General features: G+C 45.6%; 12 protein-coding genes, 2 tRNA genes and 3 rRNA genes. 9 read left to right on the top strand and 8 right to left on the bottom strand.

From position 1 onward, the window contains the following. Positions 1 to 9 precede the first annotated feature (9 nt). Positions 10 to 513 carry a DUF4124 domain-containing protein gene (locus tag SPEA_RS16725; RefSeq protein ID WP_223296516.1) on the bottom strand — a complete coding sequence of 168 codons (504 nt, stop codon included), beginning with the start codon at positions 511 to 513 and terminating at the stop codon, positions 10 to 12. 819 nt (positions 514 to 1,332) lie between these two features. Between SPEA_RS16725 and SPEA_RS16720 the strand changes: the two genes are divergently transcribed. The 3 genes from SPEA_RS16720 (at position 1,333) to rrf (ending at position 6,366) form a co-directional block, all read left to right on the top strand. Then, positions 1,333 to 2,875, top strand: a 16S ribosomal RNA gene (locus SPEA_RS16720). A 348-nt stretch (positions 2,876 to 3,223) separates the two neighbouring features. Beyond that, positions 3,224 to 6,118, top strand: a 23S ribosomal RNA gene (locus SPEA_RS16715). A 132-nt stretch (positions 6,119 to 6,250) separates the two neighbouring features. Beyond that, a 5S ribosomal RNA gene (rrf, locus tag SPEA_RS16710) occupies positions 6,251 to 6,366 on the top strand. Together the 16S, 23S and 5S rRNA genes form the textbook arrangement of a ribosomal RNA operon. Positions 6,367 to 6,820: 454 nt before the next feature. Here the strand turns inward: rrf and SPEA_RS16700 are convergent. Continuing rightward, entirely contained in the window at positions 6,821 to 7,837 is a 1,017-nt protein-coding gene (locus SPEA_RS16700; protein WP_012153491.1) for an IS110-like element ISSpe2 family transposase, read from the bottom strand. A 661-nt stretch (positions 7,838 to 8,498) separates the two neighbouring features. Between SPEA_RS16700 and SPEA_RS16695 the strand changes: the two genes are divergently transcribed. The 6 genes from SPEA_RS16695 to rimI all read left to right on the top strand — a co-directional run bounded on the left by SPEA_RS16695 (position 8,499) and on the right by rimI (position 11,495). Beyond that, entirely contained in the window at positions 8,499 to 8,792 is a 294-nt protein-coding gene (locus SPEA_RS16695) for a helix-turn-helix domain-containing protein (RefSeq protein WP_190272077.1), read from the top strand. 288 nt (positions 8,793 to 9,080) lie between these two features. Beyond that, complete coding sequence (locus tag SPEA_RS16690) at positions 9,081 to 10,049, top strand: glycoside hydrolase family 16 protein (protein WP_012156377.1); 969 nt, start codon at positions 9,081 to 9,083, stop codon at positions 10,047 to 10,049. Between the two features lie 160 nt (positions 10,050 to 10,209). Next, positions 10,210 to 10,286: transfer RNA gene (locus SPEA_RS16685), tRNA-Trp, on the top strand. A gap of 167 nt (positions 10,287 to 10,453) precedes the next feature. Beyond that, positions 10,454 to 10,530 (top strand) — tRNA-Trp (locus SPEA_RS16680). 180 nt (positions 10,531 to 10,710) lie between these two features. Beyond that, positions 10,711 to 11,058 carry a hypothetical protein gene (locus tag SPEA_RS16675; RefSeq protein ID WP_012156376.1) on the top strand — a complete coding sequence of 116 codons (348 nt, stop codon included), beginning with the start codon at positions 10,711 to 10,713 and terminating at the stop codon, positions 11,056 to 11,058. 38 nt (positions 11,059 to 11,096) lie between these two features. Then, the gene (gene rimI, locus SPEA_RS16670; RefSeq protein ID WP_083766714.1) at positions 11,097 to 11,495 is read left to right on the top strand and encodes a ribosomal protein S18-alanine N-acetyltransferase; all 399 of its coding nucleotides are present in this window, start codon (positions 11,097 to 11,099) and stop codon (positions 11,493 to 11,495) included. Between the two features lie 95 nt (positions 11,496 to 11,590). Here the strand turns inward: rimI and lipA are convergent, their stop codons facing one another. The 6 genes from lipA to mltB form a co-directional block, all read right to left on the bottom strand. Further along, a complete protein-coding gene (lipA, locus tag SPEA_RS16665; protein ID WP_012156374.1) occupies positions 11,591 to 12,556 on the bottom strand; it encodes a lipoyl synthase in 966 nt (321 codons plus the stop codon). After that, the gene (gene lipB / locus SPEA_RS16660) at positions 12,549 to 13,208 is read right to left on the bottom strand and encodes a lipoyl(octanoyl) transferase LipB (RefSeq protein ID WP_012156373.1); all 660 of its coding nucleotides are present in this window, start codon (positions 13,206 to 13,208) and stop codon (positions 12,549 to 12,551) included. Before lipB ends, lipA begins: the two co-directional genes overlap by 8 nt. 94 nt (positions 13,209 to 13,302) lie before the next feature. Then, positions 13,303 to 13,569: a DUF493 family protein YbeD gene (ybeD, locus tag SPEA_RS16655; protein ID WP_012156372.1), complete on the bottom strand. Its 267-nt coding sequence runs from the start codon at positions 13,567 to 13,569 to the stop codon at positions 13,303 to 13,305. A 132-nt stretch (positions 13,570 to 13,701) separates the two neighbouring features. Continuing rightward, positions 13,702 to 14,874: a serine hydrolase gene (locus SPEA_RS16650; protein WP_012156371.1), complete on the bottom strand. Its 1,173-nt coding sequence runs from the start codon at positions 14,872 to 14,874 to the stop codon at positions 13,702 to 13,704. Between the two features lie 105 nt (positions 14,875 to 14,979). After that, entirely contained in the window at positions 14,980 to 15,762 is a 783-nt protein-coding gene (locus SPEA_RS16645) for a septal ring lytic transglycosylase RlpA family protein (RefSeq protein WP_012156370.1), read from the bottom strand. After that, complete coding sequence (gene mltB, locus SPEA_RS16640; RefSeq protein WP_012156369.1) at positions 15,749 to 16,747, bottom strand: lytic murein transglycosylase B; 999 nt, start codon at positions 16,745 to 16,747, stop codon at positions 15,749 to 15,751. Before mltB ends, SPEA_RS16645 begins: the two co-directional genes overlap by 14 nt. Positions 16,748 to 16,752: the final 5 nt, after the last annotated feature.

The raw sequence follows: 16,752 nt of genomic DNA, 5'->3' as shown, positions 1-16,752 counted from the left end.
TGCTAAAGACTAATCCGTGCAAAATAGCTTAATTCTCTCTTTCTGTTCCGAGATCGAAGCCTGCCTTTGTTCTTCGGTCATCGCGACGACTTCACCAGTCTGTTTATTTTTCTTATTTAGCTTTGCATGAGTAGTCAGTACGTTAAGGCTGTGACGAGCATTTTCACAGATCTGCTTTGCTTGAGCAGAATCCGCCTGATTTATCGCTGCTGCCGTTTTCTCTAAATCGGTTTGAGCTTGATTTTTAACAATGGGAGGTGAAGGAGCGACAGTACCTATTTGCTTAGGTTTAAGATCGTCACTATATAGCTTATCTGTATGAGTAGGCGTTTGATCATCTTCCGGAGGCTGCTGACTATAGTGAGTGACGCCATTGGCATCGACCCAAGTGTAGATAATGTTGGCTTGGGATGATGAAGCAGATAAGCCCAATAGCAGAAACGTGCTAACCAACGCAGCGCTGTAGGTGGGAAGCTGAAGTTTAACGCAGCCTATTTTTATTGTTTTAATCATTTTTCTATCCATGGTTAAAATGAATTGACGCCGATGACGCCTAGAACCCATCAGTATCATGCTAGCCTGAATACTTTAGAATGCCAATATGACGATAGACTATACAATAAGTAGCGCTATATAGAAGCGGATGAAAGTTTTTAGGGAAAAACCGAGCTTTTATTGGTCGCGAAGAAGAGGCTAGAGGCCTGAGACTCTATCAAGTTAGGTGTTTTAGCTGGATTAAACCGCATAGTGGCTCATTAATGTTCGTTTAGTTAAGTTGTTTAGGTTTTATTGAGAAAGCCCCTTGCGCTCTTCCGGGAACTCCCTATAATGCGCATCCACTGACACGGCACAGCAGGCCAACTACCCAGCGTAAACGCTAGAGAGCACGGGACTTGCAGCGGTGTTAGCGATTCGAAAATCGAAAGAGATTTGAATCTGGTGAGAAGCGGTTTAAGAGCTTCATTTGATGGTTGTTGACACGAGAGTGAACAAAGAATCATCGCTTGAAAAACTTCTTAAAATAAGCGCTTGACGCCGACACTGGAGAGTGTAGAATACGCCTCCTCAGCCAAACGACCTAAGCGTCTAAGGCGCTAGTTTGAAAGACTTAGTCTTAATAGAATTAGCACCGCTCTTTAACAATATGACAAGCAAATCTGTGTGGACACTCACAGAGATTAAGTTATTCGAAATTGTCTACTTCTTTCTAGTAAAGAATGAGGCAATCAAAAATTGACTTAATGAATGAGTGTTCATAGCAATATGTAATACAGAATTCGTTGAGCCGCTGATTTAGCCTTACTTGTAAGGTGGAAGAAGCAAAAAAAACTTTAATTGAAGAGTTTGATCATGGCTCAGATTGAACGCTGGCGGCAGGCCTAACACATGCAAGTCGAGCGGTAACACAAGGGAGCTTGCTCCTGAGGTGACGAGCGGCGGACGGGTGAGTAATGCCTAGGTATCTGCCCAGTCGAGGGGGATAACAGTTGGAAACGACTGCTAATACCGCATACGCCCTACGGGGGAAAGGAGGGGACCTTCGGGCCTTCCGCGATTGGATGAACCTAGGTGGGATTAGCTAGTTGGTGAGGTAATGGCTCACCAAGGCGACGATCCCTAGCTGGTCTGAGAGGATGATCAGCCACACTGGAACTGAGACACGGTCCAGACTCCTACGGGAGGCAGCAGTGGGGAATATTGCACAATGGGCGAAAGCCTGATGCAGCCATGCCGCGTGTGTGAAGAAGGCCTTCGGGTTGTAAAGCACTTTCAGCGAGGAGGAAAGCTCAAGCGTTAATAGCGTTTGGGTGTGACGTTACTCGCAGAAGAAGCACCGGCTAACTTCGTGCCAGCAGCCGCGGTAATACGAGGGGTGCAAGCGTTAATCGGAATTACTGGGCGTAAAGCGTACGCAGGCGGTTTGTTAAGCAAGATGTGAAAGCCCCGGGCTCAACCTGGGAACTGCATTTTGAACTGGCAAACTAGAGTCTTGTAGAGGGGGGTAGAATTTCAGGTGTAGCGGTGAAATGCGTAGAGATCTGAAGGAATACCGGTGGCGAAGGCGGCCCCCTGGACAAAGACTGACGCTCAGGTACGAAAGCGTGGGGAGCAAACAGGATTAGATACCCTGGTAGTCCACGCCGTAAACGATGTCTACTCGGAGTTTGGTGTCTTGAACACTGGGCTCTCAAGCTAACGCATTAAGTAGACCGCCTGGGGAGTACGGCCGCAAGGTTAAAACTCAAATGAATTGACGGGGGCCCGCACAAGCGGTGGAGCATGTGGTTTAATTCGATGCAACGCGAAGAACCTTACCTACTCTTGACATCCAGAGAATTCGCTAGAGATAGCTTAGTGCCTTCGGGAACTCTGAGACAGGTGCTGCATGGCTGTCGTCAGCTCGTGTTGTGAAATGTTGGGTTAAGTCCCGCAACGAGCGCAACCCTTATCCTTATTTGCCAGCACGTAATGGTGGGAACTTTAGGGAGACTGCCGGTGATAAACCGGAGGAAGGTGGGGACGACGTCAAGTCATCATGGCCCTTACGAGTAGGGCTACACACGTGCTACAATGGTCGGTACAGAGGGTTGCGAAGCCGCGAGGTGGAGCTAATCTCACAAAGCCGGTCGTAGTCCGGATCGGAGTCTGCAACTCGACTCCGTGAAGTCGGAATCGCTAGTAATCGTAGATCAGAATGCTACGGTGAATACGTTCCCGGGCCTTGTACACACCGCCCGTCACACCATGGGAGTGGGCTGCACCAGAAGTAGATAGCTTAACCTTCGGGAGGGCGTTTACCACGGTGTGGTTCATGACTGGGGTGAAGTCGTAACAAGGTAGCCCTAGGGGAACCTGGGGCTGGATCACCTCCTTACCTATACGACTAACTTAATAGTTGTTGAGTGTTCACACAGATTGCTTGTTTGTCTCTACTTTGTAGGGATGAGCGACGAAATATCCTACTTCACGTAGTTGATATCGTTCTTTAAAAATTTGGAAAGCTGATAGTAATAATCGAAAGATTATTGCGAAATTAAAAAATTGAGTTCTATAAACACTTAACATTAAGTGTCTTAGCTCGTTGTTTAACATTAACTTGTTGGATGATGAGGTAAAAATTCTAATTTTGGCGAAAGTAGAAACCATTAGTTACGATACGGCTGTTGTGAGCTTACCCGCTCAGAACAACGGATAATCTCATAGAGACTTATTTGGGTTGTATGGTTAAGTGACTAAGCGTATATGGTGGATGCCTTGGCAGTCAGAGGCGATGAAGGACGTAGTAACTTGCGAAAAGCGTTGGCGAGCTAGTAACAAGCATTTGAGCTAACGATGTCCGAATGGGGAAACCCACATGCATAAGCATGTATCACTACATGAATACATAGTGTAGTGAGGCGAACCCGGGGAACTGAAACATCTAAGTACCCGGAGGAAAAGAAATCAACCGAGATTCCCCTAGTAGCGGCGAGCGAACGGGGATTAGCCCTTAAGCGTAGAGGGTGTTAGTGGAATGTGTTGGAAAGCACAGCGGCACAGGGTGATAGCCCCGTACATGAAAACTAACTTTACGTGAAAACGAGTAGGACGGGACACGTGACATCCTGTTTGAACATGGGGGGACCATCCTCCAAGGCTAAATACTCCTGACTGACCGATAGTGAACCAGTACCGTGAGGGAAAGGCGAAAAGAACCCCTGTGAGGGGAGTGAAATAGAACCTGAAACCGTATACGTACAAGCAGTGGGAGCGGTTCTTGAGACCGTGACTGCGTACCTTTTGTATAATGGGTCAGCGACTTACATTTTGTAGCAAGGTTAAGCGAATAGCGGAGCCGTAGGGAAACCGAGTGTTAACTGCGCGTTTAGTTGCAAGGTGTAGACCCGAAACCGAGTGATCTAGCCATGGGCAGGTTGAAGATTGAGTAACATCAATTGGAGGACCGAACACACGTATGTTGAAAAATGCGGTGATGACTTGTGGCTGGGGGTGAAAGGCCAATCAAACTCGGAGATATCTGGTTCTCCTCGAAAGCTATTTAGGTAGCGCCTCGTACGAATACCATTGGGGGTAGAGCACTGTTAAGGCTAGGGGGTCATCCCGACTTACCAACCCTTTGCAAACTCCGAATACCAATGAGTACTATACGGGAGACACACGGCGGGTGCTAACGTCCGTCGTGAAAAGGGAAACAACCCAGACCATCAGCTAAGGTCCCAAAGTTATTGCTAAGTGGGAAACGATGTGGGAAGGCTTAGACAGCTAGGATGTTGGCTTAGAAGCAGCCATCATTTAAAGAAAGCGTAATAGCTCACTAGTCGAGTCGGCCTGCGCGGAAGATTTAACGGGGCTAAGCAATACACCGAAGCTATGGGTACTAGTGTTTACACTGGTGCGGTAGAGGAGCGTTCTGTAAGCCGTTGAAGGTGAAGGGGTAACCCACACTGGAGGTATCAGAAGTGCGAATGCTGACATGAGTAACGATAAAGGGGGTGAAAAACCCCCTCGCCGAAAGACCAAGGGTTCCTGTCCAACGTTAATCGGGGCAGGGTGAGTCGACCCCTAAGGCGAGGCCGAAAGGCGTAGTCGATGGGAAACGGGTTAATATTCCCGTACTTCTGCTAACTGCGATGGAGAGACGGAGAAGGCTAGGCTAGCGCGGCGTTGGTTGTCCGCGTTTAAGGTTGTAGGCTGTACACTTAGGCAAATCCGGGTGTACTTAAGGCTGAGAGCTGATGACGAGGTCCTAAGGGACTGAAGTAGTTGATGCCATGCTTCCAGGAAAATCTTCTAAGCTTCAGGTTAGCAGGAATCGTACCCCAAACCGACACAGGTGGTCGGGTAGAGAATACTAAGGCGCTTGAGAGAACTCGGCTGAAGGAACTAGGCAAAATGGTACCGTAACTTCGGGAGAAGGTACGCTCCTAGCGGTGATGAGACTTGCTCTCTAAGCTGCCGGGAGTCGCAGATACCAGGTGGCTGCAACTGTTTATCAAAAACACAGTACTGTGCAAACTCGCAAGAGGAAGTATACGGTATGACGCCTGCCCGGTGCCGGAAGGTTAATTGATTGGGTTATCTTCGGAGAAGCTCATGATCGAAGCCCCGGTAAACGGCGGCCGTAACTATAACGGTCCTAAGGTAGCGAAATTCCTTGTCGGGTAAGTTCCGACCTGCACGAATGGCGTAATGATGGCCACGCTGTCTCCAGCCGAGACTCAGTGAAGTTGAAATTGCGGTGAAGATGCCGTATACCCGCGGCTAGACGGAAAGACCCCGTGAACCTTTACTATAGCTTGGCACTGAACATTGAACCTACATGTGTAGGATAGGTGGGAGACTTTGAAGCTTCGTCGCTAGATGGAGTGGAGTCAATCTTGAAATACCACCCTTGTAGTTTTGATGTTCTAACCGCGGCCCCTGAATCGGGGTTCGGGACAGTGCCTGGTGGGTAGTTTGACTGGGGCGGTCTCCTCCCAAAGAGTAACGGAGGAGCACGAAGGTTGGCTAAGTACGGTCGGACATCGTACGGTTAGTGCAATGGCATAAGCCAGCTTAACTGCGAGACATACACGTCGAGCAGGTACGAAAGTAGGTCATAGTGATCCGGTGGTTCTGTATGGAAGGGCCATCGCTCAACGGATAAAAGGTACTCCGGGGATAACAGGCTGATACCGCCCAAGAGTTCATATCGACGGCGGTGTTTGGCACCTCGATGTCGGCTCATCACATCCTGGGGCTGAAGTCGGTCCCAAGGGTATGGCTGTTCGCCATTTAAAGTGGTACGCGAGCTGGGTTCAGAACGTCGTGAGACAGTTCGGTCCCTATCTGCCGTGGGCGTTGGATGATTGAAGGAAGCTGCTCCTAGTACGAGAGGACCGGAGTGGACGAACCGCTGGTGTTCGGGTTGTTATGCCAATAGCATTGCCCGGTAGCTACGTTCGGAATCGATAACCGCTGAAAGCATCTAAGCGGGAAGCGAGTCCTAAGATGAGTCATCCCTAGGAATTTAATTCCTCTAAAGAGCCGTTCGAGACTAGGACGTTGATAGGCAAGGTGTGTAAGCGTTGTGAGGCGTTGAGCTAACTTGTACTAATGACTCGTGAGGCTTAACCATACAACCCTGATGGGTTTTATGAGTTAACTATGTTTCTTATAGAAACCAGAATTAGAAAACACTTAATGTAGTGTGAACCCAATTTATTAAGACTTGCATAGCGAGTCCAGCTTTCTAAATTTACCAAATTTGTCTGGAAACCATAGAGTTGTGGCACCACCTGAATCCATTCCGAACTCAGAAGTGAAACGCAATATCGCCGATGGTAGTGTGGGGTCTCCCCATGTGAGAGTAGGTCATTTCCAGGCGCTAAATTATGCTCGAAAGAGAAGCGATAAATCCCCAGCACTATGTGTTGGGGATTTTTTCGTTTAACGGCTTTTGAAATAATACTCGAGCATGGGAAAATAAAGAGTCCGAACGTAGTGAGGCTCAATACCCATGTGGAGGTCGATAAATGCTCCTTCAATATCGACACTTCCCCATATATGGACCCATCCGGTTTGCAAGATATTTAATATCGACTTTGAGAAGAGTTCATTGCACCCATATATTCGGCCTGTTATTGAGGTACTCCTCTGGCCCTGATGGATATTTGCTTCTACTTTCCTTATCATCCTTACGGCTTCTTTAGAGCCTGTGGCGAAGCAAGGTTTTAAGCAGAACAGTCTGACTGTCTCATCATCAAATCAATTATCTTGGCAACTTGGTGGTTAGCAAAACTTATGATTATCTCGTTAAGTTGACGCGTTAATGATTAATTTATACTGTGATACGGTATTCATCTTCTCTTGCTGCTATAACCCACGCTATTCGTGCAAGCTTATTAGCTACGGCAACACAAGCTCTGTTAAAGCCACGCCTTTCTGCAAGTGCGCTAGCCCAGCAACTAAATCTGTCAGTTTTATTAGAACTATGCTGTAAGACAGTTCTTGCCCCGTGGATAAATAGCGTTCTCAAATAAGCGTTTCCTCGCTTACTAATACCAAGCAAATTATTTTTCCCGCCACTACTATGCTGTTTGGGTACTAGACCGCACCATGCTGAAAAATGTCTCCCATTGGTAAAATCTTTACCTTGCCCAACAGCTGCATAAAATGCTGTGGCAGTCACAGGGCCAATGCCTGGTACGCTTTCTAAGCGCTGGCATACTTGGTTACTTTTCACCTCTTGTTGAACTTGGGCATCACAGTTTTTAAGTCGCTTCTCAATGTCATTAAACTCTTCATATAGTTGATAAAAAACACTTCGGCCTTTGACTGTTAATTCGTTATCGGCATTTTCTAGAATATCTGGTAGCTTTGTCCTAAAAGACGCTTTTCCTTTTGTGATGACAATGCCGTACTCAGCGAGCATACCTCTCACTTGATTTATCAGTGCAGTAGATTGTTTGTTTAGTCTTTCTCTCATTCGATGCAGCATCTGAATATCTTGCTGCTCTACTGGCTTAGGCTCTACAAAGCGCATGTTGGGGCGTTGTGCTGCTTCAGCTATCGCAAGTGCATCGTTATAGTCATTCTTATTTCCTTGTCTGTAGGGAACGACATACTGGGGTGCTATTAACTTAACTTGATGGCCAACTTTCTCGAACTCCCTAGCCCAATAGTTTGCACCGCCACAGGCTTCCATCACAACAAGGCAAGGTTCTATTTGAGCAAGAAAAAGCACTAACTCTTTGCGCTTAATTATCTTCTTTTTGACAAGCTTTCCGGCTTTATTAACGCCAACAAAATGAAAAACGGACTTTGCGATATCAAGACCAATTGTAGTAATGTTCATAGTGGACCCGTCCTCTTTCTGATGAGTTTAAGCAACTACATCGTGGCCCATTGCGAGGCCGATTAAAAGTGGATGGGTCCATTCCATTATCCATGGCGGTCGTAGGGCGAATACCGCGCTAGCGATGTGCTAATGGCCTAAAATAGTTCCAGACATTTTCTGCATTCACCACATCCATGTGGTTCAGCGCGAAGCTTTAGCGTAGCTGGCCATTTCCAGGCGCCAACTTCTTCACGAAAGACAGCCGAAAAAGCCCTAACAGAAAATGCAACGGGCTTTTTTCGTATATACACTGCGTGAAAAGAACTACTCCCTACGTCGTCCCGCCGCTGGGCTTGCCCAGAAACTGCATCCATGCGTTTCCGGCATTCGGCACTTCCGTGTGCCTTGCTCTCCCGCTACGAAGATGAACTTCTCCGCGTTCAAGCAAGGCTAAATACTACGTATTCCAAGTACTTTACTTTTACCCCATGTTTTCGCTGCGCGAACCGATACGGTCATTTCCAGCTGCTAATACCAATCAGTAATGAGTTGTGATCTAATATAAGCACCTTTCTTAATCAGTATTTTCATTTGAAAACTTATAGCGCTGAGACTCAAAGTGGCCCGGTCCACTGTTAACGCTTGGGTAGCCAAGTACCTTTCGAGCGGCCTCAAAGGATTGGGTGCCAAGAAGAATAAAGGTCGTGATAGCTACTTGAGCTCAATTCAAAAACAGCAACTTAGTGCCGATATAGAAGAACAGTGCAAAAGTAGCTCTGGTGGCAGACTTACCGGGGACGCCATCCTTAAATATATCCAACAACAGTTTAATGTTGATTTCCATCCTAATGCGATTTACAAGTTGCTGGAACAATTAGGTTTTAGCTGGGTAACGAGTCGCTCGAAACACCCCAAACAATCTACTGAAGTCCAAGCTGCTTTTAAAAAAGTTCCAACTGGAAACGATCCTTAACATTTCTGGCAGCGTCGCATTAGAGCGAGTCGTCAGGTTTACCAAAATCATGGTTCCAGAATGAGGCTCGCTTTGGACTACAGAACACAACAACACGCTTATGGGCCAGAAGAGGCACACGTCCAAGAGCGATACGCCAACAGCAGTTTGAATATGCTTACTTGTTAACGGTAGTAGACTCTTTATTGTTGTTTGTATGAAGGGAATACGACTAATGGGTGATAACAAGTGTAAAAGTATAATGATAGGTTTGACAGCGTTGTCATTAAATCTAAAGGATATAGAAATATGATGAATACATTACAGAGCTTATCAATATTAACGTTTGCAGTATCTTTGGGTTTTTCTAACTTTTCTCAAGCAAATCAGTCTCAAGCTAATCAGTCACAAGAAGGCAATGAACAGGTTTTCTTCGATGAATTTAGTTATACCGACGTCAAGAGCTTTAATAGTAACGGTTGGAAAGCCAGAACTGAAACCGGTCATCCTGGTATTGCTGGGGCAACATGGTCTGCTGAAGGTTTGAGTTTTCATCCTGAGCTTAAGGATGCTAATCGCGGGGCGATTAGAATGAGCTCTGTTACCGCCGGAGGAGGGACGAATACACGTCACACTCAGTTTTGTCACAAACGTAAGTACCTAGAAGGAACCTATGCATCGAGAGTGTTCTTCCGTGACACACCAACTTATGGGCCAGATGGAGATGAAGTTATTCAAACTTTCTATACCATTAGTCCGCTAGAGTTCCCATTAGATCCCAGTTACAGCGAAGTCGATTTTGAGTACCTGCCCAATGGTGGCTGGGGCAGTGACAGCTCACCAGCCATGTGGACGACCACTTGGGAAACATTTCAACTTGAGCCTTGGACTAAAGTTAACGAGTACACAAGAAAAGAAGGAAGTTATGCCGGCTGGAGAATATTGGTAATGACCGTAGAAAAAGATGAGGTCAATTATTATGTTGACGGCAAGCTTATCTCTACTCATTCCGAGAACGTGGCTCCAGAGAAGCTGATGTCGATTAACTTCAATTTATGGTTCATGCCTAAAGGTGCCGATGGTTCTATTGGTCCAGTAGATTCTGATGAGTTAAGAGAGTACCAGCAGGATATAGATTGGGTTTTTCATATTGCGAATGACATTATCACTCCACAGCAGGTGTTAAATCAGGTCGCTAGTCTACAAGCGCAAGACATTAAACATATTGATGGTGTAGCAGAAAGAAGACCTGCTTTGCCTTCTCCCTGTGGATTATAACTCTCGTTTGTTTAGCTCATATAGGAAGTGTTTTGAGGGGGATTTGTGGGTAAAATGGTTAAAGTACAGACTAAATGTTTGAAAAAGCCGCAGGCAGTAAGCTTTCGTTAAAAAGTACTTTACCTTTTGGCTGATATTAAGCAAAATCAGTGTCCTCAACAGGGGTGTAGCTCCAATTGGTAGAGCGCCGGTCTCCAAAACCGGATGTTGTGAGTTCGAATCTCCCCACCCCTGCCAAATTAGAAAAAGCCGAGCATTAGCTCGGCTTTTTTGCATCTGTAGCTTATCAATTCTCATTTTTTAGTGTTACAGTCTCAATTGACCGAAATTCCTGCAGTTGATAAGCATTTTATAAAAAAAGCTTTACCTTTTGGGGACGATTAAGCATAATCCTTTTCGTCGACAGGGGTGTAGCTCCAATTGGTAGAGCGCCGGTCTCCAAAACCGGATGTTGTGAGTTCGAATCTCCCCACCCCTGCCAAAATTTAGAGAAAGCCGAGCATTAGCTCGGCTTTTTCGTATCTGCTATTTATGATTATATCCCTAGTTGATGATTGGTATGAGCTGTTTAGGCTTAATCACTCAAACCATTTTATATCCGTGCAAGCTAACTGTTATGCTAGCGCTATATTGTATTTAATCCCCTTTAAACTGAGTCGTCATGGAAAAGAATGCTTATCTTGATGCCATGGGCATTACCCGCTGGAAAAAGGCTATCCCACAAGCGGATATAATGACCGTGCTGGTAAACCCTCTGCGGATCAAAGATGTCGATAGTCCAATCATTGGCATTGTGCTCAGTTTGATTGGCGCTGACGTTAATCATTGTCGCTTTGCTGTGCGAGCCGAAGTTGGTAGTCGAGTTATTTGGGACATGCGTGGTAAGCAAGCAGTATCTGGTGTTGATAGAGTGGTTTCAGCGCCGATTAACGAGCTAGAAAGCAGTGTTGAAGCAAAGAGAGCGCTATGGGCTAATATGCAAGCTTATATGCTTAGTAAGGAGGCTTAGTGGAGCCGCAATTGCTAAGTGAAAATATATCCGCTCAAATGGCTGCTGTTGCTTCGAGCGCACATAGTCATCCTATGAGTGAGGCTACGATTAAAAGCTGCTTTGGTCATTTGTATACTAGCTTGGGGATCTTTGATGGCGAAGTGCTTTGCGGTTTCGCTATTTTGCATCAAATATTTGAAGATGCGACTTTGATGGATATTTGTGTTGCTCCAAACTATCAGGGCAAAGGTCACGGTAAGGCGTTGTTAAACGCTGTGATAGCCGAGGCAAAGGCAAAAGGTGCTGAGGTATTATTGTTAGAGGTTCGTCAATCTGGTGCGGCCGCAAGGGCCCTTTATGAGGTTCTAGGTTTTATGGAAACGGGTGTTCGTAAAGGCTACTACAAGACTGAAACTGGTAGCGAAGATGCGATACTGATGCAGTTGAATTTCTAATTGATATTACTTGCTGTTATTGATGTCGAATCCAAATAAAAATAGCGCCAAAAGGCGCTATTTTTATATTCAGTGTTAAACGCTTAGGAAGCTAGCTATTTAACTTCTTTACCTTGTGCTTGAAGATCTGCATGGTAGCTTGAGCGTACCAGTGGACCACATGCTGCATGGGTAAAGCCGATGCTTTCGGCCAGTTCTTTTAGCTCATCAAATTCTGCTGGTGATACATAGCGCTCTACTGGTAGATGGAATTTAGAAGGCTGTAAGTACTGACCTAAGGTTAGCATCTCAACGTTGTGAGCTCGTAGATCATGCAATACTTGAGCAATCTCTTCGTTAGTCTCACCAAGACCCATCATCAGACCTGATTTAGTCGGAATGTTAGGGTGACGCTCTTTAAACTTCTTCAATAGATCTAATGACCATTGATAATTAGCACCTGGGCGAGCCTTACGGTAATGCATCGGCGCCGTTTCCAAGTTGTGGTTAAACACATCAGGTGGCTCGGTTGCTAAGATCTCAAGCGCTGCATCGATACGGCCGCGGAAGTCAGGTACTAAGGTTTCAATCTTAATTTCTGGGTTGAGTAAGCGAATTTCGCGAATACAGTCTGCAAAATGCTGCGCGCCACCGTCACGCAAGTCATCACGGTCTACAGAGGTGATGACCACGTATTTAAGCTTCATGTCTTTGATGGTTTGCGCTAGTTTCTTCGGTTCTTCGGCATCAGGTTTTAGCGGGCGGCCATGAGCTACATCGCAAAATGGGCAACGGCGGGTACAGATGGCACCTAAAATCATGAAGGTAGCAGTACCGTGGTTGAAACACTCAGATAGATTTGGACAAGATGCCTCTTCACATACAGAGTGCAAGCCATTTTTGCGCAGGGCTTGCTTAATATCAGTAATGCGCTGATTTGATGCTGGTAGCTTAACTCGAAGCCAGTCAGGCTTTCTCAACATGGTGTCACGTTCAGATGGCACCACTTTCACTGGAATGCGGGAAACCTTGTCTGCGTCTCTTAGTTTAACGCCAGGTTGTAATCTTTCAGGCCTATTCATATGACTCTGGTAATCCTTGGTGGTGAACTAGCTTATCTAAACCGAGTTCTTGGCTAAGGGTTTCGATCAGTTGGGCACCTGCCTCTTCGACAGTTTGTGGTCCACCGAGCTGTTTGCATTGGATCATTTCCATGCCAGCGTAACCACAAGGGTTTATGCGCTGAAATGGTGACATATCCATATCGACATTGAGGGCCAATCCGTGGAAAGAGCACCCTTTACGGATCCTAAGACCGAGTGATGCTATTTTTCGTTCTTCAACATAAACACCTGGCGCATCAGCTTTGGCATAAGCTTCAATCTGATAACGTTTGAGCATGTTAATGATGCTCTGTTCAATGTGAGTGACGAGCTGACGTACACCCACTTTAAGGCGTTTAATATCGAGAAGAGGGTAAACTACGAGTTGTCCAGGGCCGTGGTAAGTCACCTGACCACCACGGTCTACCTGTATAACAGGAATATCACCAGGGTTTAAAATGTGCTCACTCTTACCTGCTTGGCCTTGAGTGAAAACTGGCGTATGTTCAACAATCCAGATCTCATCTTGGCTGTTCTCATCGCGATTATCTGTGTAGTGCTGCATCGCGTGCCACACTGATTCGTAATCTTGTTTACCTAGATGACGAATATGCAAAGCGTTATCGTACAAGGGCAACCTCTCCCCTCAAATATTTGTGCGGGCTATTATACGCTTCAAAATGATAAATGTAATACGGATCACATTTATCATTAATGATTAATATTTATAGTACGCGTTTAACGCCTTCAATCGCCGCAAGTTGAGTATAAAGTTTCTCGATATGCTCTTTACTCGTGACGGTTATACGTATGGTTACTGAGTTGTAAGTGCCTTTGCTTGAAGCTTTTGTTGTCGGCGCATAATCGCCAGGTGCTAGGCTTTGTGCCACAGCTACAACACGGTCAGCTAATGTGTCACTCGCATCGCCTACAATTTTAAATGGAAAAGAAGCAGGAAATTCCATCAGTTCATCAAATTTAGTATCTAACATGTTTCACTCTCAAAGATTTCAATATTCACTTATATGGTGGCAATTATACCTTATTCAAGTGGTATAGGCTTGTTTGAAGTATAAAACGCAAGAAGCCACCCTAGGGTGGCTTCTTGATATACCGAGTATGGCTTAGCTAAACCAACCTGCAAACATCTGCTTAAAGTAATCCATCAACTGGCTGAACCAGCTGCCTTCGTTTACTTCTTGTAGGGTTACAAGTGGGAACTGAGCGATATCTTTTCCGTTTAGTTGGAAGTAAACACGACCAACAGTTTCACCTTTAGCAATTGGTGCATTAAGCTCTTTAGTTAGCTCAAAGTTAGCCTGTAGGTTCTTAGCTTGACCGCGACTGATGGTAATCGGGGTGTCAGTTACCACACCTAAGTCAATCGTCTCACGATCGCCGTACCAGATTTTTTGAGTGACAAATGTGTCGCCAGCTTTGTATGGTGTAACAGTTTCAAAGAAACGGAAGCCGTAGTTAAGTAGTTTCTTGCTTTCAGCCTTACGCGCCGCTTCACTCTTGGTACCCATCACAACAGAGATTAGACGCATACCGTCTTTGGTCGCAGAGGTTACTAAGTTAAAGCCTGCACCTGAAGTGTGACCGGTTTTGATGCCGTCAACGCTCAGGCTCTTATCCCATAATAAGCCATTACGGTTGTACTGCTTGATCCCGTTGTAGGTAAATGATTTCTCTTTGTAAACAGCGTACTCTTCTGGTACATCACGAATAATCGCAGCGCCTAGAATTGCCATATCATAGGCAGTACTCTTGTGATTGTCAGAGTCTAGACCGTGGCTGTTTTCAAAGTAGCTATCTTGCATACCTAGCTGCTTAGCCCAAGAGTTCATTAGGTCAACGAAGCCATCTTCTGTGCCTGCAATGTGTTCAGCCATAGCAACACAGGCATCGTTACCCGATTGAATGATAATGCCCTTGTTTAGATCTTCTACAGTGACTTTTTTACCCACTTCGATAAACATCTTAGACGAATCAGGGAAATTTTTAGACCAGGCTTTTTTGCTAATTGTAACTTCGTCACTTGGTGAAACATTGCCGACTTTAATTTCGTGACCGATAACATAGCTGGTCATCATCTTAGTTAAGCTGGCTGGGTTTAAGCTTTCGTAAGCGTTTTCTTCAGCGATGATCTGTCCGGTGTTGTAATCCATCAGCACATAGGCTTTGGCCGCAACTGTTGGTGCATTTGGGGTAACGACGGGGGCCGCATGTGCCGATAAGGCGGCGACTGAAGTCGCGAACAAAAGTGTTTTTAAAGGTTTGTTCAATAAATTCATATTAATAATGCACGTCTTAATAAGTTGATGTATGAAGAAAGTGTAATTCCCACGAGTATAACATTAGTCGACAAGGGAATTCAGCGTTGGTTCATTAATCTTGGTTCATTCTGTAAGCAGGTAACTTTGCGGGTACCCCTCTTGTTTCAGCTTCTCGGTTAGCTTAGTTGCAAGCTGCTGCTGGCCTATTGGACCGAGCTGAAGTCTGTAGAGGTTATTGGCACTCTGCACCCGGCTTTTAACCTGATATTTTTGCTCTAAAGCACTCGCTAGGCTGTCTAAGCGTTCTTTGCTAGATGAGGCAACCACCTGAATATAGTGCAGCTCTGTGCCTTTTAATTCGGCAAGCGCGCTAGACTCAGGATCGGCAATATAGATGACTTCTAAACTGACATTTGCTGTACCCGTTTTTAGCATGTCTAGACGGTGAGCCGCAGCGTAAGAGAGGTCAATAATTCTATCGGCATGGAACGGGCCTCTGTCATTTACGCGAACGATAACCGTCTTGTTGTTCTTTAGGTTAGTCACCTTTACATAGCTAGGTAGCGGCAGTGTCTTATGGGCTGCAGACATGGAGTACATGTCATAGGTTTCACCGTTAGAGGTCAGGTGGCCATGAAACTTAGCCCCATACCATGAGGCGATGCCCTTGTCGGCATAACCTTCACCTGTATCCATAACTTGATAGCTTTTGCCTAATACGGTGTAATTTTTTTTGTTGCCGCCACGACTGTAGGGCTCATATTTGGGATGAGCATCTTCAACTTTTGTTACATCAGGGGCTGAAGTCGGCGCTTTATCGTCATCAAGTTCGTAGCGACCACCACTAGAACATGCGGCTAGGGTGGCAGTTAAAAGCAAGATGGCGAGAGTATTATTGCGTGGCATAGGCTTTCTTTAATTCCTGGCTAAACTGGTACACGGCCATGGCATACAGAGGGCTGCGGTTGTAACGGGTGATAACATAAAAGTTTTTAAGGCCTAGCCAATACTCATCATGTTCGGCTTGCTCGAGTTTAACCACTAGAGCCGGTTGCGATACGTCGAGATCTATTGATTCAGCAAGTGCGACATTTGGCGATAGGATATCGGCAACCTGATAATGCAGTTTCTCCCCAGACCAGGTTTTGACTGTATCAGGTAAGTCTTTATTCAAGGTTAATTGAAGAGTTACTGGCTGGTTTTTTTGCCAACCATGCTGATGAAAATAGTTAGCCACACTACCAATGGCATCTGTGGTGCTGATAAGTAGATCGCGGCTGCCGTCATTATCAAAATCGACCGCGTAATGGCGGTAGCTTGACGGTATAAACTGACCAAAGCCCATTGCGCCTGCGTAGGAGCCTTTGAGGCTATTGATATCTAAGCGCTCTTCTTTTACTAGCGACTGCAGATTTGCGAATTCACTTCTAAAAAAGGTGGCGCGTGGTGGATAATGGAAACCTAAGGTATAGAGTGCGTCTTTAACAGGGTAATTACCCATGTAACCACCATAAAAAGTTTCGATGCCGATAATGGCCACAATAATCTGTGGATCGACATTAAACTCTTTTGATGCTCGTTCGATAGTTTTTGCGTGCTCTTTCCAGAAGGCAAGACCCGCATCTAGACGCTTTTCAGTTAAGAATATTGGATAATACTGATGCCAAGGTTTGGCTTCCCAAGGCTTGGTCATGGCATCGATAACGGCTTGGTTATACTTTGCATTTTTGATGAAAATAGTGGTGTCTTCGGCATCAAACCCCTTGCCACTCTGGGTTTTGATAAATTCGGCTTTTAGTGCTTCGACTTCAGAGTCTGAAGGTGCTGCTGCAGCTGAGCATGAAAACAAGGTTAATGCCAAAGGGGCAAGCATGCGTTTTAATAGTGTCATCTATT

It is taken from the genome of Shewanella pealeana ATCC 700345 (genome assembly GCF_000018285.1).
Classification (GTDB): Bacteria; Pseudomonadota; Gammaproteobacteria; order Enterobacterales; family Shewanellaceae; genus Shewanella; species Shewanella pealeana.
Note: the sequence above shows the minus strand (reverse complement) of the source record. Positions and strands in the feature narration are given on the sequence as shown.

Excerpts from the sequence above, each read along its gene's own strand:
- mltB (WP_012156369.1), bottom strand. The coding sequence starts at position 16,747 with ATGACACTATTAAAACGCATGCTTGCCCCTTTGGCATTAACCTTGTTT.
- lipA (WP_012156374.1), bottom strand. The coding sequence starts at position 12,556 with ATGAATAGGCCTGAAAGATTACAACCTGGCGTTAAACTAAGAGACGCA.
- SPEA_RS16725 (WP_223296516.1), bottom strand. The coding sequence starts at position 513 with ATGATTAAAACAATAAAAATAGGCTGCGTTAAACTTCAGCTTCCCACC.
- rimI (WP_083766714.1), top strand. The coding sequence starts at position 11,097 with ATGGCTGCTGTTGCTTCGAGCGCACATAGTCATCCTATGAGTGAGGCT.
- SPEA_RS16675 (WP_012156376.1), top strand. The coding sequence starts at position 10,711 with ATGGAAAAGAATGCTTATCTTGATGCCATGGGCATTACCCGCTGGAAA.
- ybeD (WP_012156372.1), bottom strand. The coding sequence starts at position 13,569 with ATGTTAGATACTAAATTTGATGAACTGATGGAATTTCCTGCTTCTTTT.
- SPEA_RS16650 (WP_012156371.1), bottom strand. The coding sequence starts at position 14,874 with ATGAATTTATTGAACAAACCTTTAAAAACACTTTTGTTCGCGACTTCA.
- SPEA_RS16645 (WP_012156370.1), bottom strand. The coding sequence starts at position 15,762 with ATGCCACGCAATAATACTCTCGCCATCTTGCTTTTAACTGCCACCCTA.
- SPEA_RS16690 (WP_012156377.1), top strand. The coding sequence starts at position 9,081 with ATGATGAATACATTACAGAGCTTATCAATATTAACGTTTGCAGTATCT.
- SPEA_RS16700 (WP_012153491.1), bottom strand. The coding sequence starts at position 7,837 with ATGAACATTACTACAATTGGTCTTGATATCGCAAAGTCCGTTTTTCAT.